Source organism: Bifidobacterium sp. ESL1133 (genome assembly GCF_058107325.1).
The window spans coordinates 79,560-103,630 of the sequence record NZ_JBYLUI010000005.1; the positions used below are offsets into that span (position 1 = coordinate 79,560).

General features: G+C 58.9%; 16 protein-coding genes and 1 tRNA gene. 8 read left to right on the plus strand and 9 right to left on the minus strand.

Features of this window, described 5'->3' with window-relative positions:
* Positions 1–17: 17 nt before the first annotated feature.
* The 6 genes from AC3B5A_RS06160 (at position 18) to AC3B5A_RS06185 (ending at position 8,906) form a co-directional block, all read left to right on the plus strand.
* Positions 18–1,421: a GH32 C-terminal domain-containing protein gene (locus tag AC3B5A_RS06160; protein ID WP_489760513.1), complete on the plus strand. Its 1,404-nt coding sequence runs from the start codon at positions 18–20 to the stop codon at positions 1,419–1,421.
* A 114-nt stretch (positions 1,422–1,535) separates the two neighbouring features.
* On the plus strand, positions 1,536–2,855 hold the full coding sequence (locus AC3B5A_RS06165; RefSeq protein ID WP_489760514.1) for an ABC transporter substrate-binding protein: 1,320 nt from the start codon (positions 1,536–1,538) through the stop codon (positions 2,853–2,855).
* 50 nt (positions 2,856–2,905) lie between these two features.
* The gene (locus AC3B5A_RS06170) at positions 2,906–3,760 is read left to right on the plus strand and encodes a carbohydrate ABC transporter permease (RefSeq protein ID WP_489760516.1); all 855 of its coding nucleotides are present in this window, start codon (positions 2,906–2,908) and stop codon (positions 3,758–3,760) included.
* Positions 3,757–4,593, plus strand: a complete 837-nt coding sequence (locus AC3B5A_RS06175) for a carbohydrate ABC transporter permease (protein WP_489799682.1) — start codon at positions 3,757–3,759, stop codon at positions 4,591–4,593. The genes AC3B5A_RS06170 and AC3B5A_RS06175 overlap by 4 nt, the downstream gene beginning before the upstream one ends.
* Positions 4,594–5,963: 1,370 nt before the next feature.
* Positions 5,964–7,091, plus strand: coding sequence for an ABC transporter ATP-binding protein (locus AC3B5A_RS06180; protein WP_489799684.1), 1,128 nt, complete (start codon positions 5,964–5,966; stop codon positions 7,089–7,091).
* A gap of 357 nt (positions 7,092–7,448) precedes the next feature.
* On the plus strand, positions 7,449–8,906 hold the full coding sequence (locus AC3B5A_RS06185; RefSeq protein WP_489799686.1) for a DUF4032 domain-containing protein: 1,458 nt from the start codon (positions 7,449–7,451) through the stop codon (positions 8,904–8,906).
* Positions 8,907–9,074: 168 nt separating this feature from the next.
* Here AC3B5A_RS06185 and rlmB read toward each other — a convergent pair whose 3' ends face one another.
* Complete coding sequence (gene rlmB / locus AC3B5A_RS06190; protein WP_489760489.1) at positions 9,075–10,067, minus strand: 23S rRNA (guanosine(2251)-2'-O)-methyltransferase RlmB; 993 nt, start codon at positions 10,065–10,067, stop codon at positions 9,075–9,077.
* A 267-nt stretch (positions 10,068–10,334) separates the two neighbouring features.
* On the minus strand, positions 10,335–10,916 hold the full coding sequence (dcd, locus tag AC3B5A_RS06195) for a dCTP deaminase (RefSeq protein ID WP_489799688.1): 582 nt from the start codon (positions 10,914–10,916) through the stop codon (positions 10,335–10,337).
* A 431-nt stretch (positions 10,917–11,347) separates the two neighbouring features.
* Between dcd and AC3B5A_RS06200 the strand changes: the two genes are divergently transcribed.
* Positions 11,348–11,421, plus strand: a tRNA-Gly gene (locus AC3B5A_RS06200).
* 188 nt (positions 11,422–11,609) lie between these two features.
* Entirely contained in the window at positions 11,610–12,245 is a 636-nt protein-coding gene (locus AC3B5A_RS06205; protein ID WP_489799690.1) for a GNAT family N-acetyltransferase, read from the plus strand.
* Between the two features lie 259 nt (positions 12,246–12,504).
* On the opposite strand, the gene AC3B5A_RS06210 is transcribed toward AC3B5A_RS06205, so the two are convergent.
* The 7 genes from AC3B5A_RS06210 to AC3B5A_RS06240 form a co-directional block, all read right to left on the minus strand.
* Complete coding sequence (locus AC3B5A_RS06210; RefSeq protein ID WP_489799692.1) at positions 12,505–12,918, minus strand: sterol carrier family protein; 414 nt, start codon at positions 12,916–12,918, stop codon at positions 12,505–12,507.
* A gap of 308 nt (positions 12,919–13,226) precedes the next feature.
* Complete coding sequence (locus tag AC3B5A_RS06215) at positions 13,227–13,433, minus strand: hypothetical protein (protein WP_489799694.1); 207 nt, start codon at positions 13,431–13,433, stop codon at positions 13,227–13,229.
* Positions 13,434–13,572: 139 nt separating this feature from the next.
* Positions 13,573–15,192 (minus strand): D-alanine--D-alanine ligase family protein, encoded by a 1,620-nt coding sequence (locus AC3B5A_RS06220; RefSeq protein ID WP_489799696.1) that lies wholly within the window; start codon positions 15,190–15,192, stop codon positions 13,573–13,575.
* A gap of 83 nt (positions 15,193–15,275) precedes the next feature.
* Positions 15,276–16,556: an aminotransferase-like domain-containing protein gene (locus AC3B5A_RS06225; RefSeq protein WP_489799697.1), complete on the minus strand. Its 1,281-nt coding sequence runs from the start codon at positions 16,554–16,556 to the stop codon at positions 15,276–15,278.
* Positions 16,557–16,598: 42 nt separating this feature from the next.
* Positions 16,599–20,975 carry a lipid II flippase MurJ gene (locus tag AC3B5A_RS06230; RefSeq protein WP_489799699.1) on the minus strand — a complete coding sequence of 1,459 codons (4,377 nt, stop codon included), beginning with the start codon at positions 20,973–20,975 and terminating at the stop codon, positions 16,599–16,601.
* Positions 20,972–23,269 (minus strand): DUF6049 family protein, encoded by a 2,298-nt coding sequence (locus AC3B5A_RS06235; protein ID WP_489799700.1) that lies wholly within the window; start codon positions 23,267–23,269, stop codon positions 20,972–20,974. The genes AC3B5A_RS06230 and AC3B5A_RS06235 overlap by 4 nt, the downstream gene beginning before the upstream one ends.
* The gene (locus AC3B5A_RS06240; RefSeq protein ID WP_489799702.1) at positions 23,266–23,985 is read right to left on the minus strand and encodes an NUDIX hydrolase; all 720 of its coding nucleotides are present in this window, start codon (positions 23,983–23,985) and stop codon (positions 23,266–23,268) included. Before AC3B5A_RS06240 ends, AC3B5A_RS06235 begins: the two co-directional genes overlap by 4 nt.
* Positions 23,986–24,071 lie beyond the last annotated feature (86 nt).

Sequence of the window (24,071 nt, forward strand, 5' to 3'; positions counted from 1 at the left end):
TGCGGAGAAAGGTATCAATGAAGCTGTATTATCAATTCCCCGGCACTTGGTTCGGCGACTGCATGCCCTTTGGCAAAGGGGACGATTTCTTCCTCTTCCATCAGCGCGACAACCGTAACCCCGTACCGTTCGGAGAGCCGTTCAGCTGGTCACTGGCCACCACGAAGGACTTCGTGCACTATGAGGATTACGGCACCGCCATCCCTCGCGGCGGCGACGACGAACAAGACCAGTTCATCTACGCCGGCTCCGTTTTCGAGGCCGAGGGGCAATATCACGCGTTCTACACCGGCTACAACCGCGATTACGAGGGGCAGGGCAAGCCCTCCCAGGTACTCATGCACGCCGTAAGCGACGACTTGTACCACTGGGAGAAAACCCAAGACGCACTTACCTTCACGCCCCAGCCCGGCTACGATCCGGACGACTGGCGCGACCCATGGGTAATCCGCGACGACGAACACGACCAATACCTGCTTATCCTCGGCGCCCGTCTGCAAGGCCCCAAGAGCCTGCAAACCGGCCGCACCGTCAAGTTCACCTCGAAGGACCTCACCAACTGGACGTTCGAAGGCGACTTCTGGGCACCAGGCCTGTTCACCATGCATGAGATGCCGGATCTGTTCAAGATGGGCGACTGGTGGTACCACATCGTCACCGAATACAGCGACGGCCACAAGATGGTGTACCGCATGGCAAAAAGCTTGGAAGGCCCGTGGATCGCACCTGACGATGACGCATTCGACGGCAGTGCCTACTACGCCGGCCGCACGTTTGAGCTCAACGGCAAGCGCGTGCTGTTCGGCTGGGTAGGCACCAAAGAGGGGAACGACGACGCCAAGAACTACGAGTGGGGCGGAGCGTTCGTGCCGCATGAGGTCTACCAGCGCGAAGACGGCACGCTGGGCTGCCGCCCGGTGGATACGTTGTGGGACGCGTTCAATGAACGTCAGCCGATTGCCGACGTGACCATCGAAAGCCCGCACGCCCGCCAGGAGCAAATCCTGTTCCAGAACACCGGCGACCTGTATGCCTTCGAAGCCGACGTAAAATTCAGCGCGGGCACACGCTCGTTCGGCCTGCGCCTGCGCAAGAACGAAGAGGACGGCCGTTCCTACCAGTTCAAGTTCCCCGTGGCCGAAAACCGTTACCTGTTCGAAGGCAGCCCCAACTGGCCTTGGTTCACCAATATGAACATCGGCACCGAACGACCGCTCGCCCTCGAAGCAGGACGCACTTACCATATGCGGCTGGTAGCGGACGATTCCATCGCCACCCTGTACGTCGACGGCGTGGCACTTAACGTGCGCATGTACCAGCACACGGGAGATGCGCTGGCCGCCTTCGTCACCGACGGCACAGTCGAACTTTCCAACATTTCCATCGCCCAAGGCCTAAAGGAGGACTCCAGCGACCAGTAACCGAGCGCTACTGGCATACCGTGGCCGGGCTCGACAGGGCAGTCGGCCTGGCCCACGAAAACCACAATGTTTCACGTGAAACAACATGATGAAGTTGCCAAAGGAGGCATACGAATGAACAAGACAATGAAGGCAGTCGCCCTGGTTTCGGCAGCGGCACTCAGCGTTTGCGGGCTAAGCGCCTGCGGCAGCTCGAGTTCAAGCTCAGACAGTGACGGACACGTCTACTTCCTGAGCGGGAAACCCGAACAGCAAGACGAATTCAAGCAGCTCGCCAAAAACTTTACCGACAAAACCGGTATTCCCGTAGACATCTCCGTGGCCTCGTCCGGTTCGGGAGAGCAGACCCTCAAGAGCGAGCTGGCAAAGTCCCAGGCACCCACCCTCTTCGAAGTCGACAACAATGACTTCGCCAACTGGACCGACTATTACGCCGACATGTCGAAGACCTCAATGTACAAGGACCTGCAAAAGCCCGAATACGCCCTGAAAGACGGCGATACCGTGGGAGCGGTGCCCTACTGCATGGAAAGGTACGGCATCGTCTACAACAAGGCACTACTCAGCAAGTACTTCGACGCCGACTGGTCCACGGTAAAGTCCATCGACCAGCTCACCAACTTCGATGCACTCAAGACCGTCGCCGACGAAATCCAGAAGCATAAGAGCGATCTCGGCGTCAAAGGCGCGTTCTCCTCGGCCGGCTTCGACTCCAGCTCATCCGGCCGCTACGGCGACCAGATGGCGCACATCCCGGTGTACTACGAGTACAAAGACCAGAACACCACCACCGAGCCCGCCACGGTGAGCGGCAAATACCTGCCCGAGATGAAGCAGCTCTTCGACCTGTACGTCAACGACTCCACCGTTCCCGCCTCCCGGCTCTCCGGCGCCACACAGGACGATTCGAACTCCGAATTCGCCCTCGGTGACGCAGTGTTCATCCAGAACGGATCTTGGGCCTACGCACAGCTCAAGGGCCAAAAGGTGGAAGACAAAGACATGGGCGTGCTGCCGATCTACATGGGCATCCCCGGCGAGGAAAACAACGGACTGACCGTCAGCTTCAAGTATCTTGCCATGAACAAGAAGTCGTCCGAAGCCGATCAGAAGGCGACCGAAAAGTTCCTCGACTACATCCTCAACGATGATTCCGCACGCAAGATCGTCACCAACGACATGGGCTTCGAAACCCCGTTCAAGTCGTACGCCGAAGCCGGTTTCAAGACCAAGAACCCCATTCACCGCGCCAACGACGCCTATGCCAAGGCAGGCAAGAACGACGTGGTCATCTACCCCCTTCCCAGCCAACAGTGGGTGCAGGACCTCTCCGGCGCTCTGCTCGAGTACGCACAAGGCACAGGCAAGTGGGACAAGGTGAAGACCGCCTTCGTCGACAACTGGGCCACGGAATACAAGGCCTCGCAGAAGTAGGATGGCAACCCGCGCAATCGCGCGGGTTCCTCATAGGAGGAAGCAACAACATGATATCTATGGCCGGCAAGTCAATTCGCCGCTGGTGGGCACTCTTTGCCCTACCAACGGTGGCAGCCTTCACCATCGGCTTCGTAGTGCCCTTCATCATGGGCCTCTACCTGAGCCTGACCAAGTTCAGCACGGTGACAGACGCCAAGTTCGTAGGACTGAAAAACTACAAAACAGCGCTCGCTGATCCGGAGTTCTGGCATTCGCTGTGGTACACGGTAGCGTTCACCGTGGTGACGGTAATCATCGTCAACGTGGTAGCGTTCGCCATTGCCTACATGCTCACCAAAGCCATCAAAGGCGCGAACATCTTCCGTTCGGTGTTCTTCATGCCCAACCTGATCGGCGGCATCATCCTAGGCTACGTCTGGCTGCTGCTGCTCAACGGGGTTCTGGCACACTGGGGAAGATCAATCACCTACTCCAGTACGTACGGTTTCTGGGGCATGGTGATGTTGTACTGCTGGCAGCAAATCGGCTACATGATGATCATCTATATCGCCGGCCTTCAATCACTGCCAAGCGACGTGATCGAAGCGGCTTCGGTGGACGGCGCCAGCGGACGGCAGACCCTGTTCCACGTCACTCTGCCGCTCATGATGCCATCCATCACCGTGTGCACGTTCCTGACGATGACGAACGGATTCAAAGTGTTCGACCAGAATCTCGCGCTTACCAATGGCGCTCCCTCGAACACCTCCGAGATGATCACCCTCAACATCTACCGCACGTTCTACGGGCGCGTCGGTTTTGAAGGCGTGGGCCAAGCCAAGGCGGTCATCTTCTTCGTCATCGTTGCCGTGGTGGCACTTATTCAGAACAAGCTGACGACATCCAAGGAGGTGGCGGCATGAACCGTAATGTCAAGCATCCGGCACTATGGACCGCACTGTTTGCAGCGGTCTCGCTGATTTGGATTTTCCCGATCATCCTGGTGGTCATCAACTCGTTCAAAAAGCGCTCATACATCTCGCAGAACGCGTTCTCCATCCCCACCGGCGAGGCTTTCGCCGGGCTTGAGAACTACCAGCGCGGCATCGACCAAACCAATCTGATTGCCAGTTTTGGCTGGACGTTGGTCGTGACGGTCGGCTCCGTGCTGCTCATCCTGGTGTGCACCTCCATGTGTGCATGGTGGATCGTGCGCGTCAACAACTGGGCCGCCAAGCTGCTGTACACGCTGTTCCTGTTCAACATGATCGTGCCATTCCAGATGGTGATGTTTACCCTTTCCAAGATGGCCGACCTCCTCGGGTTCAACACCCCGTGGGGTTTGTGGATCATCTACCTGGGCTTCGGCGCGGGCTTGGCGGTGTTCATTTTCACCGGCACGATTAAAGGTATTCCGCAGGAGTTGGAGGAGTCCGCAATGATTGACGGCGCGAGCGTGCCGCGGATTTTCTTCGGCATCATCGTGCCGATCATGAAGCCGACCATTATCACCGTCGCCATTTTGGAGACGATGTGGATATGGAATGACTTCCTCCTGCCCTACCTGACGCTGGACATGCGCAAATACAAGACCATGTCCATTGCCATCCAGTATCTCAAGGGCGGCTACGGTTCGGTAGATATGGGCGCAATGATGGGCTGCCTGGTGCTGGCCATCATTCCTATCGTGGTGTTCTACCTGTTCTGTCAGAAGTACATCATCAAAGGCGTGCTCGCCGGAGCTGTGAAAGGCTAAGCCGGGCGCCGCGTTGAGCAGCGGCACTCCCAGTGACGGAAACGTCGCAACGCCATCAGCCGCAGCAGAACCGTCGCTCACCACACTCGCTTAGCGACGGTTCTGTTGCGCATCCGCCCCTCACTCTCCGCGATGGTTGCACCGCACACCGGTACCCATGCAACGTTTCCGTCACTCACTCACACTCAGCGACGGAAACGCTACGCACACCGCACCCCAAACCACCAAACCGTCCCTGACACAACCTCAGCGTCGGTTGTGTCGCACTTACTGATATCCACGCAACATTCCCGTCACTCACACACTCCCAGCGACGGAAACGTTGCGCCTCACGCCCCCAAGCCACCAAACCGTCCCTGATGCGGACTCAACGTCGGTTGTGCTGCGAAAAGTTGTGTATGCGCAACACAACCGGCGCTGGCTAGTGCTGAACCAACAACCAACCAACAACCAACAACCAACAACCAACAACCAACAACCAACAACCAACATTCTCACACTCAGCGACGGTTGTGACGCGCACGCAGCATCCCAAGTAGCTGAACCGTCGCTTACATAGACTCAGCGTCGGTTCAGCTACTTTAGCCAGACCCAACGCAACAAAGCCGACGCCCCACAACACCGCAACGACGGTTACGTCGCGTACGCTGCATCCCAAGCCACCAAACCGCCACTCACCCCGACTCAGCGACGATTCCGCTGCGTACGTTGCACGCAACGCAACAGAACCGACGCTCACGTTCAATGAGCGACGGTTCTGACGTGCAACAGTCAGGCTGCCCATCTCACAAAACCACATATGCCACCCTTATGGAAATTGCTCATTCGAACCCACGTCTACACCGGCGCGAGATACCAACGCAATGCGAGCGCGGAGTTGATATCGTCTTCGGAAAACGGCGTCTGCAACCGTGCGCACAATCTACCAACTCACCAACCACTCGCCCCAGCCACTCGACCCTAGCCACTCGGTCCGCACTGAACTTCTACTGCACTATTGATCACCGCCGCAAATATCGACACAAGCCACCCGTTTTCTGTCGGTATACGCGTCAATGTCCAAAAATGCGTCAACCCTGTCACCCAACACAACTCGCCATCCAACCACCACCGCCCCAACACCATTTCAGGTCAGCAACTGGAATCACACACAAGGCAACCAACGCGATTCCCGACCAAAATTCGGAAAACGTCGCCGCACCCCGTCAAAGCCGTGTATACTAGAACACTAACGGCTCGCCGGAGAGACCTTCGCGCGGGCTGCGTAACAAACACTGGAGTTTCAGAGCCGAAGTTGGCACCAAAGCACCAGTAAAAAGAACCCTTCACAACGGATCGTTCGGCACGTACCTGCCGATGAAAGGAACATCATGGCAAAAGTCACTTTTGACAACGTCACACGTATCTACCCGGGCAATTCGGAGCCCTCGGTAGACAACCTCAACCTCGACATCAAAGACGGTGAATTCCTCGTGCTCGTCGGCCCTTCCGGCTGCGGCAAGTCCACCACCCTACGCATGCTCGCCGGCCTCGAAGAGGTCAACAAGGGCAAGATTTTCATCGGCGACAGGGACGTCACCACCGTTCAGCCCAAGGACCGCGACATCGCCATGGTCTTCCAGAACTACGCACTCTACCCCCACATGACCGTGGCCGACAACATGGGCTTCGCGCTCAAGATTGCCGGCACACCCAAGGACGAGATCCGCAAGCGCGTGGAAGAGGCGGCGAAGGTGCTCGACCTCACCGAGTTCCTCGACCGCAAGCCCAAGGCACTCTCCGGCGGCCAGCGCCAGCGCGTTGCTATGGGCCGCGCCATCGTGCGTAAGCCGAAGGTCTTCCTCATGGATGAGCCGCTCTCCAACTTGGACGCGAAGCTGCGTGTGCAGACCCGTACCCAGATCGCAGCCCTGCAGCGCCAGCTCGGCGTCACCACCCTGTACGTCACCCACGACCAGACCGAAGCGCTGACCATGGGCGACCGCATTGCCGTCATCAAGCTCGGCATCCTCCAGCAGGTAGGCGCGCCGACCGAGCTGTATGATCGCCCGGCGAACGTGTTCGTGGCCGGCTTCATCGGCTCGCCTTCCATGAACATCAACACCCACCCGGTGGTGGACGGTAAGGCCAAGATTGGCAGCGATGCCGTGGATCTGCCTGCCGACGCGGTAAACAAGCTGACGGCCGAGGACAACGGTCAGATCGTGGTTGGCTTCCGTCCCGAAGACGCCGATTTGGCTGACGCCGACGACACGAACGCCTTCTCCCTCAACGTGGTCAACGTAGAGGATTTGGGGTCTGACGGATACATCTACGGCAACATCGTCACCGACGGTTCCGCCGCCGAAGCCACAGCCACCATGAGCGACCAGAACAAGCTCACTACCATCCGCGTGAACCCGCGCAAGCTGCCGAAGGTCGGAGAGACGGTCAAGATCAAGATCGATCCGACCAAGATGCATCTCTTCTCGCCGGCCTCTGAGCTCCGCCTCAACTAGGATGCCAAGGTCAGTAACTGACCGGTTCGCATTCAGTTAGCGTGCAATTGTAGAAGTCCCGCACAGCCCAACCGCTTGCGGGACTTCTGCGCGTTACGGCAGAAGAGGTGTCAGCCGATGCCCGCCGCTATACGCACAGCCCTGGGTACGCGCGGCACTGTACACGCGCACGGCACTGAGTACAGCGGTGTGCACACATACCGCCATGCATACGTACAGCGGTACCGCATACACGCCCCCATTGCATACGTACAGCACCGCATACACACCACCTCTAAATACACACCACCGCACACGACCCAACCAAAACCACCGACCCATCCGCGCAGCATCGCGCGTTGCCGCTACATTGGAGGTATGAAATTGACCGGATCTGAGCAGATGGACCCTCGCGTAATCAAAGCGACGTCCGTAAATGTGGACGCCAACAGCGAGACCATGGCCGAGCCGCGCGCGCTCAACATCACTGCCGCAAGCTCAAATCCGAAAATGTTCACCTTGCCGTGGGAACTGCCGCTGGCGCAATGGCCCGAAGACCTGCTCGCCAACCTGCCACGAGGCATTTCCCGGCACGTGGTGCGATTCGTGCATGTGGGTGACGAAATCTACGCGATGAAAGAGATCACCAGCCGTATGGCTGCCAAAGAGTATGAGCTGCTACGCAGGTTGCAAAAGCTTGATCTGCCCACCGTCCGCCCCATCGCCGTAGTCACGGGGCGCCACACCAAAGATGGCGAACCGCTGGAATCCATGCTCGTCACCAAACAGTTGAAATTCTCCCTCCCCTACCGTGCCTTGTTTGCTCGAAACCTACGCGCCGGAACTGCAGAACGTCTTATCGACGCTCTCGCCGTGCTCATGGTACGTCTGCATTTGGCAGGCTTCTACTGGGGCGACGTCTCCCTTTCCAATGTGCTGTTTCTGCGCGATGCCGACGCATTCTCCGCCTTCTTGGTAGATGCCGAGACCGGAGCCCTCCACACCTCACTGTCCCTAGGCCAGCGCAGCTACGACATGGACCTGGCGCGCACTAATATCATCGGCGAACTCATGGATCTCAGCTCGGGCAAACTGCTACCCGACAATGTGGACGAAGTGGAGGTGGGCAACCGACTCATCGAACGCTACGATTCGCTGTGGGCCGCACTCACCGATGAAGAAGACTTCGGACCCGACGAGATGTGGAAAATCGAAAAGCGCGTCAACAAACTCAATGATTTGGGCTTTGACGTGGACGAGTTGGAAGTCAAAACCGCGCCAGACGGCAACCGTGTGCTGGTGCGACCGCGCGTGGTCGATGCCGGCTACGCGTCGCGCAAGCTGCTGCGGCTCACCGGGTTGGACGTGCAGGAGAATCAGGCACGCCGTCTGCTCAACGATTTGGATGCCTACCGCGCCTCCACATGGCGAGATGGCGAAGAGCTGGAAATCGTGGCCACCGACTGGATGCGCGAAGTGTTCGAGCCTACTGTGCGCATGATTCCAGCGCAATACCGTTCACAGATTGAGCCTGCGCAATTTTTCCACGAAGTACTTGAGAATCGTTGGAAAATGGCAGAAAAAGCGGGGCACGACGTGCCGACTGCACTGGCTGCGGATGATTACATCAAGCATGCGCTGCCGCAGTACGGTTTGGATTCAGAAGCATTGGCTGAAATCAACGCCGATGCCGACTCAGGCGTCATCGACGAGCGCTCGATCTACGGCGATTCTGCGGACTTTGGCGGTGCCGACGGAGCCGGGAGCACTGGCGACTTCAACGCCGATGATTCCGACGATGAATATGACCAAGACGCCTCAGTCTGGGCGCAATAAACCCTGAGAGCCGACCAAATTCATTCAGTAGGGACGTTTTCGCGAAAATGCGAAAACTGAATATTCAAAACGGCGATTTTCCAACGATTCTTTATTCCGCAAATCGTCTCAATACCGAAAAACATCCCTATTGAATGAAGATTGCACAGCGGCCTCACCACACACCAATCAGGCCGCGTCGCCGGCTTTCTGCCGCGCACGGGAGACGGCATAGAGGCTGATGCCTGCCGCCACCGAAGCATTGAGCGACTCCACATTGCTGCTGATCGGAATGCCTGCAATCGAATCGCAAGCGTCACGCACCAGACGGCTCAAGCCTTTGCCTTCCGAACCGAGCACCACCACCAGTGGGTCAGTCTCGAACCCGGACTCTCCCACCACGGCACTGCCACCACCGTCAAGTCCGACCGCGTAATATCCGCGCTCCTTAAGGGCCTCGATGGCCTTGGTAAGATTCACCACGCGCGCCACCGGCAAATGCGCGGCAGCGCCGGCTGAAACCTTCCACGCAGCAGCCGTGACAGAAGCCGAACGACGCTCCGGCAGAATCACACCGTTGGCACCAAACGCCGCCGCCGAGCGGATGACCGCGCCGAGATTCTGCGGGTCGGTCACACCGTCAAGCGCGATGAACAGCGGACGTGCAGTCATGCGAGCAGCCACAGAGCTCGCCTCTTCCATGGCGTGCGACTTTTTCTCAGCGCGATCGACCAGGTCACGCAGCGAGGAGTACTGGTAAGGCTGCACCTTCAGAATCACACCCTGATGCGTCTTGGAGTGGGCGATGCGGTCCATTTCGAGCCGGTCAGCCTCCAGCAGGTTAAGGCCTTGCTGCCCTGCCAAACGCACGATGTCGCGCGTACGGTCGTCGTGCTCAATGCGTGCGGCGATGTACAGCTGCGAACTCGGCACACCAACGCGCAGCGCCTCAAGTACCGAGTTGCGGCCGAATACCAAGTCGTCGGAGTCCGAAGCGTACTTGGTGGCACGACGGCGCGCAGCGAGACGCGGATCGGAGAATTCCCGCTTCTCATTGCGCTTCTTGGCTTTATATGCCTTGTGGTACGTACGATCCTCGGCGCGGGGCGTGGGGCCCTTGCCCTTCAATGCATTGCGATGTTTCCCGCCCGAACCTTTAGTCGGGCCCTTCTTATTAGCCATGCTCCCATTGTCCCAGCACCCCGCGGCAACGCTTATGCCGCAGGCGGTTCACACTCGACGCAGCGAATATGAAGTATGACAGTTGTACTGTTGCTGCATTGCAATCAGGTAAACTGTACCGTACCGCGTCCGTTTATTCGTGGACGCCTGAATTATGCTAATCCTGCAACGGGAACCATGCTGCACACGGTGTGCCGTCTCAACTGCTCGATGCCACTAAAGTGACGCACAGCCCCGACGCACAGCCCGCGTGCGTGTCCTCCCAATTCAGTCCTCGATATGCGCGCGATAGAAGTGCTCGTAGGAGCGCGAAGGCGTAGGGCCGCGCTGACCCTGGTAGTGCGAACCCGTGCTGGACGACCCATAGGGATGCTCAGAGGGCGAACTCATCTCGAAGAAGCACATTTGCCCGATCTTCATGCCCGGCCACAGCTTTACCGGCAACGTGCTCACGTTCGACAGCTCAAGGGTGATGTGCCCCTCGAACCCCGGGTCGATGAACCCGGCAGTGGAATGGGTGAGAATACCGAGGCGCCCCAGCGAACTCTTGCCTTCCAGACGCGCCGCCATGGTGGGATCGAGCTTGATGTACTCCCATGTGGAGCCGAGCGCGAACTCGCCGGGGTGCAGGATCCACGGCTCGTCCGGGCCAACCTCGAACTGCTCGGTGAGCGCGCCCTGGTTTTCTGCCGGATCCACGTAAGTGTAGGCGTGGTTGTTGAACAGGCGGAAATAGCGGTCAAGGCGAACATCGATGGACGCCGGCTGCACCATGGAAGGATCCCACGGCTCGAGCGAGATGTGGCCGTCGGCTTGAGCGGCGAGAATGTCACGATCGGAAAGCAGCATGAATCCAGTCTCCTTGGGTCGCGCCGGCGCTCGGACTGACGGCCGGCATAGTCTGATTCCAGTCTAGCCGCTGCCACAGGCAAGGCGGGGCAGGTACACGCCAAATTCCGTTTCACAGACAATTCTCAGGTAATTCCAGCTTTCCTCGGAGCTTGAGGTAGTTATATAAGAGTTGTCAGCAACAACTGGCCGGGCACAGTCCCAGATAATTGAATCCTTTCTTCTTTTCTCTTCTCCATACCCCGGTGCCAAGCCCACCGGGGTTTGTTGTATCTGAAGCGAGCGGGGAGTTCGCTCCGCTCGATGCCGGTGCCCTGGTCTGCGCATTCCAGCTTAAGTAAGGTCATGCAGCCCAGCAGCGACACGGCCACGCACATTGTTATGTAAGCGAAACTGTGGTATGGTGAAGCCCGTATGCGCTTGCGCTACACGCGGATGTAGTTCATCGGTAGAATGGAAGCTTCCCAAGCTTCAGAGGCGGGTTCGACTCCCGTCATCCGCTCCATTACGACTTCGTCAAATGTTATGCTACCTTCACCAGCTGGTTCCATATGCTGGACTTCGATTTACTCCCCTTATGCGAGGGCATATACCATGCTGCTAACCGGCATGTGCTGCGGTCAGGGTTGCACTGCGCAATCCGGCTAGGCATCCCATACATCCGGTTATCACTACAACAGGGAAGGACACGACATGATTACCACGCAACGCCTCGTATTGAGACCTTGGAACACCCATGATGACACCGAAGCCCAGTCCCTGTTCCATTACGCCAACGACCCCGAGGTTGGGCCGCGCGCGGGATGGCCAGCACACGGCAGCGTGCAGGAAAGCCGCGATACCATCACCAATGTGCTCAGCGACGACGGTACTTTCGCCATCGTGCTGCGCAACGACACTGACAATGCCACTACCGCTGGCGACAGCAACGATACCGGCACCGTCAGCAGCCCGATTGGCAGCATCAGCCTCAAGCCCATGGAAGACGACATCATCGCCACGATCAACAGTGACGATGCGTTGCGCGCGCAGTATGGGAATGACCTGCTCGGTGCGCGAGCCATCGGATATTGGATCGGCAAACCCTTCTGGGGACAAGGCTTGACGTCTGAAGCTCTGACCGCACTGTTGGACTACGCGTTCAACGACTTGCAGGTACCGGCCGTTTGGGGGCAACATTACGACAGTAATATCGGCTCGCGCCGTGTGATGGAGCACTGCGGCATGCACACCGTGTGCAGTGGCATCGACTGCGATTACCCACTGATCGGCAAACGCTACCCGTCAACCATCCAAATGATTACACGCCGCGAATGGCAGGCGCGCTAACCAGCGAATCTCGAGACCTATCCCCCATTGCCCAATTCATTGGCGCGATGGGGCTTACTTATGGCCTCATATTGGGGTTCGCTCATTCCGTGAGTACTTTTTCGAGAGGTGCGGCATAACCGTCAGTTGAAAACCGCGGTATTCCGCCATTTTTATTTTTGGTTTACCCGCATGCGCTCGAAAAGTACTCGCGGAATGGACATGACGGGAGCGCAAGCAACGCAAGCAACGCAAGCCTTACTCGCAGCCAAATAGGTGGTTAATCAAGCGGCAGTAGGGCGGAGAGGTCGTCGCGCTCCCCTACTGCGGTAATGCGGCCGGCTTCTTTCTCCTCGGCCCACTGGGTCAGACCGCAAGCCAAGCGCAGCCAAACATCCGGTTCCAGCTCAATAACATCCGGAGGGGTGAGGTTGTGAGGATCCGAGGCCGGACCGTCGAGAATCTTGACGGCGCTCCATGGGGCCACGCGCACTTCCACCCCAGGACCGGGAGCCTTGTTTTCCAGTAAATAAAGCGAGTAACGCACTGCCATAGCCCAAGTGGGGCGCGGCAAATCGGGCGAGAACGCGAGCCTTGCCTCCAGCGATTCGCTGCGATGGGGTTCGGCGGCAGATCGCCACTGGTCGAACGCACGCATGCCCTTGGAAATATCTTGCTCTCGAATTGCAGCCATGCGCCCATTATAAGCTGGACGTGCCGCCGGACTATGATACACGGACCATGCGCAACGGACGCGTGGACAGCGGCGGGCGCAACAGCAGACACACTCCACGTCACCGAATCGAGATTATAAACAGCAGACACACAATCTGGTTGATGTCTCCGATTATGAATCAGTACCACCACAACCGCCGCAATACACCGCTACAACGGTATGTATAACGAAAAACGGCTGCCCCAAACACCACACGGTGCTCAGAACAGCCGCAATAAGGTTCCCTGCTGCCTCAGCTCAACAGCGCGGCAGCGGGGAACAAACAATCAGGCCAAGCCTGGCGTGGTCGGAATCTCTCCGGTTTCCTTGTCAAGACCCAAATCGACGGGCGAGGAACTGTTCTCCCAAGGCTCCTCCCACGGATCGTAATCCGGATTCTGCTGCTTACGCACATACATGGCGACGACTACAGCGAGCAGACCTCCGAAGAGCAGCGCAAAGAACTTCCAACCGTTCGAAGACTTTTTCTCCATGACGGCTCCTTTCTGATTACTGTTGACTCGCCCTTTCAAGCCAACTCTAGTATCTATCATAGCTGATGGAATGTGAAAAGTCTGTGAGTATGGACAAAATCTGAACAGCAGCGCCACACATCCACACTACGCTGATGCTCTAGGCACGGTGCTCGTTCAGCACGGACTCCACCAGGTAGGAGTAGAGGTCGCCCAAATTGTAGCCAGCCGCCACAGCAGCTTGCGGCAGCTGCGAAGTAGACGTCATACCCGGCGCCACATTGGCCTCGAGGAACTGCGGCACACCTTGCTCATCCACAATGAAATCAGTGCGGGAGATATCACGCAAACCCAACGTTTCATGTGCTTTTTTGGCTGCTGTCTGCGCTGCTTTCAGCGTCTCCTGCGGCAAACGGGCCGGCACATAGAAATCTGTGGGGCCAGGGACGATACGAGCCTCATAATCGTACCTTCCCTCCGGCGTGGACACCTCCAGTGGCGGCAGCACCAGAGACTCGCCACCGATGTCGAGAATCGACACTGAAATCTCCGTACCGGCCACAGCCTGCTCAACCAGCGCCACATCGCCATATGCAAAGCAGTCCACCATAGCCTGCGGGAGCTGCGCGGCATCATCCACACGCGTGCACCCCAAGGCCGAACCGCCCATGGTGGGTTTGACAAACAGCGGCAATTGCAGCGACTTGACCAGCAAGTCCACAACTCTGCCGGCGCCAAGCTCACGGAACATGGCCTCGGGCAGCGTGACCGAATGCGGTGTGGACAGGCCGCCGAGCTTGCGCACCATGTTCTTGGCAATGGGCTTGCTCCACGCGGTGCGAGACGCCTTGGGGCGCGAGCCGATATAAGGCAGTCCCTCCATCTCGAGGATGTCACGAATCGAGCCGTCCTCACCGATGGCACCGTGCAGCAGCGGCCAGACAATGTCGGGGCGAGTTGCCGGATCGGCAAGGTAGTTCAGCAGATCGCCGTCCATGTCGTGGAAGGCAACGTTCCAGCCGGATTCCTCCAAGAACCCGCCGACACGATGACCGGACGCAATGGAGACATCGCGCTCATGGCTGAAACCGCCACATATCACCAGCACGGTGGTGGAGGACCGGTCAACGCCGAGACCTGCTCCAGAGAGCTTTGGCAGCGCTGAATCATCGTTGCTGCGCGCGTGCTCACCTCGATGTTCTGGGAAGAGAATCGGCACGAAGTCGACATCACGATCCTGCTCACCAGACATGTCACGCATATCGGAGAGCAGCCCGGCAGCGGCATCAGTATCGCCGGCAGCGGCATCACCAGCAGCATCAACAGATACAGGACTGGCGAAATCTTTCGCTGCCGTAGCCGCGACAGCGGCGCCGTCAATCATAGGGACCGAGAGGGAAGCCACACCACCGGCGGAAGGGGCAAAGTCAGAGCTGTCCGACCGGTCAGTCATGAAAGAGTAGCCGGTAGTGGCTGCAGCATTCGCAGATGTACCAGAATCATCGGCAGCATCGTCAGCGGCATCGCCATGAATGGCCTCAGCCCACTCATTGTGTACCAAATCGGCACTATCATCTGCGGAAACCTCTGCTGCCGAATCCTCCGGCAAGCCAAAATCAATCGTGCCGTTGGACTCGTCGGAACCCGATGCGGCACCCGCAGCATCAACCGAGTTGAACAGTGAGGTGAGTATCTCATACGAGTTCTGCTCGTCTGCTTCAGCACCGTCGCTCGTCTGCTTGTCCGGCAGCCATGAATCACTCTGCAATGAATCGTCCATCGTATACCCTGCTTTCGTATTGTGCCGAATGTGCTGGTTATGCAGCTTGGGGTGAGTTGCAACCGTAGTGCGTGGCGCGCCGTTCAGCCGCGTGGCCCTGACGTGCCGAAAAGCTCCGCGGTCTCACGCTCGGCTTCCATCACCCCGGATAGGCGGCGAATCCCCTCGCGAATCTCAGTGGGTGTGGGGTAGCAGAATGAGAGACGCATATGATGCGTGCCTTCACCGTGCAGATAGAAGCCCGTACCGGCCACATACGCGACTTTCGCCGTGGTGGCGCGCGGCAGCATGGCCTTTGAGTTGAGTTCGTCGGGAATCTTAAGCCATATGTAGAACCCGCCCTTGGGCTTGTTCCACGAACAGTACGGCAGATATTCCTTCAACGCCGTGTCCATCGCATCGCAACGTTCCTTGTACATACCCCGGTAGTCGCTGATCTGCGCCTTCCAGTCGAAATTGTCAAGGTAGGTGGTGATGGTCATCTGGCTCATATTCGGTGGGCACAGGATGCTCGCCTCATTGGCGAGCACAAGCTTCTTGCGAATTCCCGGAGGCGCCACAATCCATGCGATGCGCATGCCCGGAGCGATGATTTTGGAGAAGCTGGACAGGTACACCACGTTCTCGCTGTCCATGGAGCGCAGAGCAGGATAGGTCTGGCCGTCGAAACCGAGCAGGCCGTAAGGGTTATCCTCCACAACGAGCACATGATATTTACGGGCGATCTCAAGAATGCGCGGACGGCGTTCCACGCTGAGCGTGACACCGGCAGGGTTGTGGAAGTTAGGCACGGTGTACAGGAACTTCACCTTTTTGCCGGCAGCCTGCTGATCCAGGATGGTCTGTTCGAACGACTCGGGAATCAACCCGTCCTCGTCGGTGGCGGCATTGGCCACTTCCACTTGGAACGAGCGGAACACACCAAGTGCCCCCACGTAGTTCGGGGCTTCGGAAATCACCACATCTCCCGGGTCGCACATGATACGCGTAACCAAGTCGATGGCATTCTGCGATCCGTTGGAAATCACCACATCGTCGGCCTGCACGTCGGTGATACCCTCAAGCTCCATGATCTGCAGCACGTCTTCACGCAGATGCGGATCGCCCTGCGCCGAGCCGTACTGCCACGCCTGATCGCCCTTGTCGCGCAACATTTTGGCCAGCAAATCGGAAAGCTCATCGAACGGCATGCGTTTCAAGTAGGGCATGCCGCCGGCAAGCGAGACCACATCAGGCCGGGATGCCACGGAGAAGAGCGCCCGAATCTCGGAGGCCTGCATGGACTGAGCCCTCGAGGCATAGGAATCGTACCAAGGGTCGTTCCTGATGACCTTCGGAGTGGGTGTGCTTGCGTCATTCACCATGCGTTCCAAGCCTTTCCTCAAGCGTATGTTCACAGCGATGCATTAGAAGAACTGCACTTTGACGATGTACAGATGGTTCTCGGGCAACGAGTTGGTGGGCACCCAGAGCATGAAGTCCTGAGAGGTGACCTTCTTGTCAAGTTTCACTTCCGTAGTACCGGAGGCGTCGAAGCTGAACTGTGCCACCTGCTGACCGGTTGTCGGATCATGGGTGGTGTTGGCGAGCAGCTGGGCGTTGCCGCCCGAAGTACGGATGGTAATCACAAACTTCGAGACTTCCTGCGGCTGGCTCAAGTGCATGTAGTAGCCATAGCCGTCCTGCCCGTCGGGACGGGTGAGGAACGTCTGAGTGTCCACGTCAAACGGCGTGGTGTTCTCCGGCTTAGCCTCTTCCTGCGCTTTGGGCTTCTTCTTGTCCTCGCTCTTGGGCTTATCATCCTCGGTGTTGCCGCTGAACGGCACCTGGTTGACGTGCATGTTCGGCCACGGGTCGGGAGAGGAGTCGCCGATGCCGCCCTTGCCTAGCAGGTTGAAGACCGCGAATCCGGCAGCCGCAAGCACGACCACAATCACTGCCACGATGGCGATGACTTTGGTGGTCACCTTGCCGAACAGCGGAGTATCTGCGATATCAGCACTGCCCTTGGTCTGGGAGGCCGGCGTGAAGCTGGGAGGCAGTATCTCGCCGCCCGCAGCCTTGGCGGCCTGTTGTTCGGCGCGCAGGGCACGAGCGGACTCGTTCCCTGGCTCTATGGGCATGCCGTTGGGGCCAAAGACGGGGATGCGGCCAGTGGCTTCGAAGGAGAGACCACCGGTGTCTTCGCCGACTGCACCAGCGCGCGAGGCGTGCGTATTGAAGTCGAATTGTGTGGTGGACTGGTTGTTCTGCTGCACCACTTCGAAGTCGGGGAACAGCGAATCGTCCGCATACGCGTCGATTGGCCTGAAGGCCTGCGCCATCTCGGCTGCGGCGATGTCATGAAAATCCATACCTGCGCCGGTGTCTTCGCCGTAAGACTGGCCGGTTTGCGGCGGCGCCGGAGCGGCAGCGGGCTGGACGGCCTGCTGACCGCGCTTCCAGAACCGACGAGACGACTGCTTGGCCGGAGCAGAGGTCACAGGAGCGGAGGACTCTGGATCGGAGGGCGCAGAGTGGTTGGAGGGCACAGAGTAGTTGGAAGGCACAGAGTAGTTCGCTTGCGCCGCCGGCATGGGGGGCATGGCCGCTGTGCTGGCAGCCGCCGAAACGGGCTGCGCCTGGCCTTGCGGCTGGATGGAAGCGGGCATCGAGCGCTGCGCAGATTGCGCGCCGGACTGGGCGGCAGACCGCCGAGCCGCACGCGCTGCTTGACGAGCTGCCTGCTGAGCCACAGCATCACTTTGCGCTGTACTCCGGGCATTGGCAGGTGCACCCGCGGCGCTGCCGTTGCCGACTACTGTACGCGATGAGGTTGCTGCACCATCCGCTGTACGAGCAGCCTGATCTGTGTGCCCTGTCGCGGCACCATGCGTCGATTGCTGCGCCAAACCTGCGGCCACTCCCGCAGCTCCAGCCGCACCAGCAGAAACCGCAGAGACAGCAGCGGACTGGGATGCATCTGCGGAACCCGTAAGTTCACCCGGCAGCGCAATCACATTGTTCTTGCCCACGGCGCGGAGCTTAATCATGGCGATGGTGGACGGAGCCTGACTCTTGGGACGGCTCAAATCCTGCTCGCCAAGTTCTGCCACAGGCGTCCAGTCGCCCAGCAGCGCCATCAGTTCGGAGATCGAAACCATGGAGATGGTGGGAGATTTGCCGTCCTTGTCGGCGATGCCCGAAGCATTGGATTTCGCTTCGGCGTACTGCACCGTCAGGCCACGCCGGCAGATAACCTGAAATTCTTCAGGAACATCTGGATCAAACCTACTGAAATCAAAGGTTTCCACATTTGCAGTGGTCCGCCCGGTGAGTATGGCATACAGCAACGCCGAGGTCTGATAGATGGCGATGCGTTCCGCATCCATCTCCGGCGCCTGCACAAAGTCGGAGAACAGCGCACTGACCGGAGCATCGGCAATCTTCACACCATCACTGGTGACGCGCACCATGTCCGAACTCAACGTATGCAGGTTCAGGCCGTCAGAAAGCAGCTGATGCAGACCGTTTGCCACCTCACCCACAATCGAGCGAATGGCTTCCATGCTCAACGTGCGCCCGCTGTCGGGCTTCATATAGTCGCTCAGCGCCTCACCCTCGTCAAGATGGGTGACCAGCACCGGCACACTGCCAACGTGTTGCATCTGGCTGACTTGCGTGAACATGCTGCTGCGCGAGAGGGCAAGCGAGGATGCCACCGCCTCGGTGTGGGCGATGGACTGCTTGTCGGTGATGACGAACATCTGGCGCTCACCGCCAAGCACCTGATCCTTGACATGCCAAGCCTCAATGCCGGGAGCTGAGCGCAGCTGAGCCACCAACGTGTATCGGCCGATGGCAACGTCTCCTGGCTGAGGTTTCATAATATTTCTAGCTCCATGGCGCACATGAACAACTGACTGTCTTTTTCTTTCACCCATTCTAACCGCAGGAGTGACCGGGGCGGGTGCCGGAGGCTCCGGAACGGAAGGGCGGGGGGAACTGTACAGGATTCTTGGCTCCTGCAAACGCGGACTCATCACCACCCGGTACGATTCGCTGTCGTCGGGAATGGCGTGTTGGGCCACGTGAGGACGCTTGCCGTTGGGCTGACCGAGCACCGCGTTGATGATGACATCGCCGGAACGATCGCGGACACGTGTGATTACATCGGTGGCAACGGTGACCAGCTCACGGGTTTTGAGCACCCACAGCGTGCCGAGGTAGAGCACCACGACAAGCACCGCAAGCACCGCGCATATGGCCACGGCCTGTATCCAGTTCATCCGGCCCGAATGCGCCTCCAAATGAGCACCGAACAGTGCGTAGACGGCATGCTGGAGGAGCAGACCGCCGACCATGGCCACTGCCATGGCGATGATGCCTTTGGCGAACGTGCCGGTCAGACGCCGACCGTCGAGGTTGTTATCGAACCGTTTTCGCAGCATACCCACCAAAACCGGGAACGGCAGAAGGTAACTCACCGATATGGTGGCGCCAAGCAGGGCAGCCCAGTTGTCGGGGCGAATGAGCACGATACCGGCCATCAGAAGCACCACTTGCAGACCGGCTTGCAACACCACAAACAGGAAGGGATGGAAACCGTCCTCGAAAGCATAGAAGGTACGCTGAATGATGAGGTACGTGGACGACAGCGGCAGGCTAAACGCCAGCGTGATGAGCGGGCCAGACATGAGCAGCGCCTCTTTCACGCTCACCGATGGCAGCAGTGCCAGCATGATGGGCACCGGCATCACCACGAATACCGCAGTGAAGAAGCACATCAGCAGCCATACGTTACGCAGCGATTGGCTCAGGTCGGCGCGTGCGGAGCCCAGGTCGCGGTCGGCGATGGACTGGGCGATGCGCGGGAAAATGGCGGTGGCCACCGATACCGCAATAAGCGAGTATGGCAGGATATAAATCGTGTAGGCGTTCTGGTAGCTGGCGTTGCCGGCAACCTCGTACAGGCTGGTGTGCAGCTGTTCGTGGGCCTTGAGCGGAGCCGAGGTGGTGACGCGGGTGTTGATGATGTTGGCGATCTGGTCCACGATCACGATGCCGATGCTCCATGCGGCCACCGATCCCATCTGGCGCAGGCCGATGCCGTGCAGGCCGAACTTGGGGCGGAACCGGAAACCTATCTTGAACAGCGGCAGGAACAGGACGAGCGCTTGGAAGGCCACACCGAGCGTCCACGCGCCGGCGGTGAGCGCCACCTTGTCTCCCGTCCAAAAGCTGAGCGGCTGCTTGTCTGACTTGCCGAACAGCACAATGAAGGCGGTGAAACCTATGCAGCTGATGACGTTGGCTCCCACAGAACTCCACGCATACGTGCCGAAATGATCCTTAGCGGCCAGAATCTGGCCGAGCACGGTGTACAGCCCGTAGAAGAAGACCTGCGGTACGCACCATAAGGTGAAAGAAGTGGACAACGCCAGCATGTCGGCGCCGCCGTCCACATAAACGCGAGTAAGCCAGGGGGCAGCGAGCCCCACTATGACCGTAACCGCCAGCAGCAGGGTCATAGCAAAGGTGATGAGCTTGTTGAGCTTCTCCTCGGCATCATCCGCTTTGAGCGTGCGCACGATCTGCGGGACAAGCACCGCGTTGAAGATGCCGCCGGAGACAAGGGTGAAGATGACCTGAGGAATCTGGGAGCCGGCCTGGTAGGCATTGGCGGCCAAACCGGTGGTGCCGACTGCTGCGGCAAGCAGAATGGTGCGAATCTGGCCAGTGACACGCGACGCAGCGGTGCCAGCAGCCATGATCATGGAATTACGGCCTACGGAAGAACTCATTCGTCGGGATCCTTCTTGCGGTGGAACTGGCGCCACAGGCCCAACGCGCCCATGGCCAGCGCGGCCACCACAAACAGTTTTCCGGTCACGTCGCTGATGCGCAGCGTGCTGGTGATGTCTGTGGATTGAGGTGCGGAGAATGTGGTACCGTCGCGGTCTCGTAGGGATAGGTGGGCAGTGGCAGAGCCGGATGTGGAGACACGGATCGCGAACGTGGTTTGCGTCTCGCCGCGTGCCGGAACGGATACCTCTTCGAAGCGCGACGTCACGATTTCCATGGAGTCGGTGAGCGACGAGACTTCGACACGTACCGGATAGGGATGATTGTTGCTCACGGTAACCGGCATTTTGGCGGATTCACTCACCACGGTGACCGGTTCGGACGGGGTGATGGAAACCCCTCCCAAAAGCTGCTGAGACAAGGATTGGGCCTTCTGCACCGTCTGGTTGCCAAGCGAAGTGTCTCCGGTACCGCTCAAGGCATACAGCGCCAGTCGGTCGTGCAAGGCAGTGATGCTTTCCACCCACTCCGTACCGCTCTGCGATCGTTTCGCCGCGCTGCCGGCATCCCGCCGAGCCAAGGACTGCGGTCCGTCCTGTTCGGAGGACTGCTTGTCCTTGCCGGTGGTGCCGTCGCCGTCTCTCGTGGCTTTAGCTGCATGCGCGGTGTCCAGCACCGATGAGCCGAACCGCAGAATATCTTGCCTGCTGCGCGACAGTGCAGTCAGGTTGTTGCGCAACGCCTGGTCCGTTTTTTGGCTCACACCCGATTCTTGGGGCAGCAGGCGTGTGGCCGCAGCACCGGAACGATAGGGCTCTGCCGAGTTGAGCGACTCCAGATTGGAGAGCGACAGCCAGGATGCCTGTTCGATGGACTGCATAAGCGCTTCGGCTTCGTCACTGGGTTCAGCGGGAGAAAGGCAGATGAGCAGGTTGCGCGAGGCGTACGGCTGCTCCATCTGGTAGAAGGCGCTTTGCGCCATGAACCGTGAGACACGACCGGCGCTGCTATTTTCGGCTGTGGCACCGGCATCGGTCGGTTGCCCTTGCGCCAGCTGCGTAAGTTCCTTTTGCGCGGCCAGCACCGTGACATCGCCGGCATCGGTCGGCACTTCGTATTTGTCGGTATGCACGGTCGAATCACTTTGACTGTTGAGCCCGAATGGGGCAATGACCGTGGAATACCCTTGTCTCTTGGCCTGGGTCAACGCTTCTTGCGTCCAGTTGCCTCTGCCTTGCCACGCATAGGCGGTAGGCGCGGACACCAAATTCCCGGAAGCTTCATGATACTGGCTCACGCTGGTTTCCGCGCTCCACGAACCGTCGGTGACGCCGGCTCCGGAATAGCTTCCCGGGTCATTGTGCGCGGCGTACGCAGTGATGTCGAAGTTGCCTGGCTGCATAACACCGTCGGTTTTCTGAGTGGTGCCTGAAGCCTTGGCATAGGCGGGATCGGTGACCACCTGCAGACCAGGATGGCGCGCGGTGAGCTGCTTGGGGTCAAGCTTGGTGCTGGTACCGCTGGCTTTCGCCTCGCTCGCGGCACGTCGGTCATTGCTGACATTGCTTGGCGTGACGATGGAATCCGAATTCTGACCTTTGGTCATCAACGTATTCAGTTTGTCGCTTTCAAGATCCCACCCGTCCGCAGTGAGCGGCAGCACCACGGTGACTTGCATCGCCGGGGTGGCGCTCTCCTGCAGTCCATCTCGCGAGCGGGTCAGGAACGTATGCAACGTGGCGGTCGAGGGTTTCCTGCTGCCCGGTGCCGCAGCGTCTCCAGCGTTGTACTCAATAAGCACTGGTTTGGGACCCCAGGAAGCAAAGGCCTTGAGTGTCTTCTGATCGCGGTTTGCGTCCACGCTCACCGTTGCTTTGCCTTTGGGCGCCAGGGCCGGCACGTCGACGCTGCCGAGTTCGTCGGGGGTGGGGATATGCGTGGCGCTTTGCGACCAATCCTGGAAATCCGAGCGGGAAACGAACGTGTAGGCCACGCTGGTGGATATGCTCAACCGACCCGCCGGCAGCTCTTTATCCGTACTATTACGCACGGTGATCGTGGAGTGGTAGCCCGATGTATCGCTGACCACCGGGGTGGCTTGCACCACGGAAAGCGCCGCTTTGGGCTTCTCCGCCACACTGGTCACCTCACCTTGAGTGTTCTCCTGCGCTGCTGCCGGCGTCGGGTTGGCCGCGCCCACAGTCAGGCACAGCGCGGCTACGCCTGCCGCACAAGCGAGAGCAAGCCGTTTGAGATGTGCACGCATACGAGGCACATGGGAGTGAGATGTCACGCTTCTGCCTGCCTGTTCAGTTTGCGGGCGTACAGCCACACGATTTTGCGTTCATTAGGGTAGCTCAGCACTTGGTCTAGCGTGTCGAAATCCACCCATACCGCATCTTCGGCCTCCCTGTCCGGGTCTCCCTCCACACTCAGCTCGCCTCCTACTTGGCGCAAGGCAAAATGGTGCACCAGCTTGTGCACGCGCTGTTCGGTGCCGGTAAACCAATAGTCAGTGGTGGCGATGGAATCGATAACCTCACCCTGGATGCCGGTTTCCTCTCGAATTTCGCGCACTGCCGTCTGCCTGGGGGTCTCCCCTTTTTCTATATGACCTTTGGGCAGGCACCATTCCAAGTGCCCGCTGCGCGAATGCCGGGCAATGATGGCGACGCGCCCTTGATCGTCGAATACCAGACCTCCGGCGGAATATTCACGCACAGCCGGAAGCTCCTGCGCGTCGAGCGAAGCGAAGGTGGCGGGAGTGTCGTCGGAACGTTTATGCGGCATCACCGCTGGGGTCGGCGTGCCATCCGACTCGTCCCCCTGCCCTGCGGCATCCGCCACGCCGGCGTGCAACCGCTCAGGCCGTGACTGTGAAGTGTATCGCAGTATATCTGCCTGTACGCCTCCTGTCGAACCGGCCGTTTCCCCAGCATTCCCGGCTTTTTGGGCGCGTTGACCCGAAGTCCTGGCCGCCATGCGCGCCAAATCCGCGGGTGTAATCATGCTTACCACTCTACTCAACCCGATGTGCAGATGGGGTGAAGGTATGCTGGTAGGCACGTGAATGTGTTGTGCCGGGCGCGAAGCGC

What these genes read in the sequence shown, in the direction of transcription:
- AC3B5A_RS06165 (WP_489760514.1), top strand. Translation starts at nt 1,536, where the DNA reads ATGAACAAGACAATGAAGGCAGTCGCCCTGGTTTCGGCAGCGGCACTC.
- AC3B5A_RS06230 (WP_489799699.1), bottom strand. Translation starts at nt 20,975, where the DNA reads ATGAGTTCTTCCGTAGGCCGTAATTCCATGATCATGGCTGCTGGCACC.
- AC3B5A_RS06225 (WP_489799697.1), bottom strand. Translation starts at nt 16,556, where the DNA reads ATGGTGAATGACGCAAGCACACCCACTCCGAAGGTCATCAGGAACGAC.
- AC3B5A_RS06240 (WP_489799702.1), bottom strand. Translation starts at nt 23,985, where the DNA reads ATGATTACACCCGCGGATTTGGCGCGCATGGCGGCCAGGACTTCGGGT.
- AC3B5A_RS06215 (WP_489799694.1), bottom strand. Translation starts at nt 13,433, where the DNA reads ATGGAGAAAAAGTCTTCGAACGGTTGGAAGTTCTTTGCGCTGCTCTTC.
- AC3B5A_RS06175 (WP_489799682.1), top strand. Translation starts at nt 3,757, where the DNA reads ATGAACCGTAATGTCAAGCATCCGGCACTATGGACCGCACTGTTTGCA.
- rlmB (WP_489760489.1), bottom strand. Translation starts at nt 10,067, where the DNA reads ATGGCTAATAAGAAGGGCCCGACTAAAGGTTCGGGCGGGAAACATCGC.
- AC3B5A_RS06185 (WP_489799686.1), top strand. Translation starts at nt 7,449, where the DNA reads ATGAAATTGACCGGATCTGAGCAGATGGACCCTCGCGTAATCAAAGCG.
- AC3B5A_RS06220 (WP_489799696.1), bottom strand. Translation starts at nt 15,192, where the DNA reads ATGGACGATTCATTGCAGAGTGATTCATGGCTGCCGGACAAGCAGACG.
- AC3B5A_RS06210 (WP_489799692.1), bottom strand. Translation starts at nt 12,918, where the DNA reads ATGGCTGCAATTCGAGAGCAAGATATTTCCAAGGGCATGCGTGCGTTC.
- AC3B5A_RS06160 (WP_489760513.1), top strand. Translation starts at nt 18, where the DNA reads ATGAAGCTGTATTATCAATTCCCCGGCACTTGGTTCGGCGACTGCATG.
- AC3B5A_RS06170 (WP_489760516.1), top strand. Translation starts at nt 2,906, where the DNA reads ATGATATCTATGGCCGGCAAGTCAATTCGCCGCTGGTGGGCACTCTTT.
- dcd (WP_489799688.1), bottom strand. Translation starts at nt 10,916, where the DNA reads ATGCTGCTTTCCGATCGTGACATTCTCGCCGCTCAAGCCGACGGCCAC.
- AC3B5A_RS06205 (WP_489799690.1), top strand. Translation starts at nt 11,610, where the DNA reads ATGATTACCACGCAACGCCTCGTATTGAGACCTTGGAACACCCATGAT.
- AC3B5A_RS06180 (WP_489799684.1), top strand. Translation starts at nt 5,964, where the DNA reads ATGGCAAAAGTCACTTTTGACAACGTCACACGTATCTACCCGGGCAAT.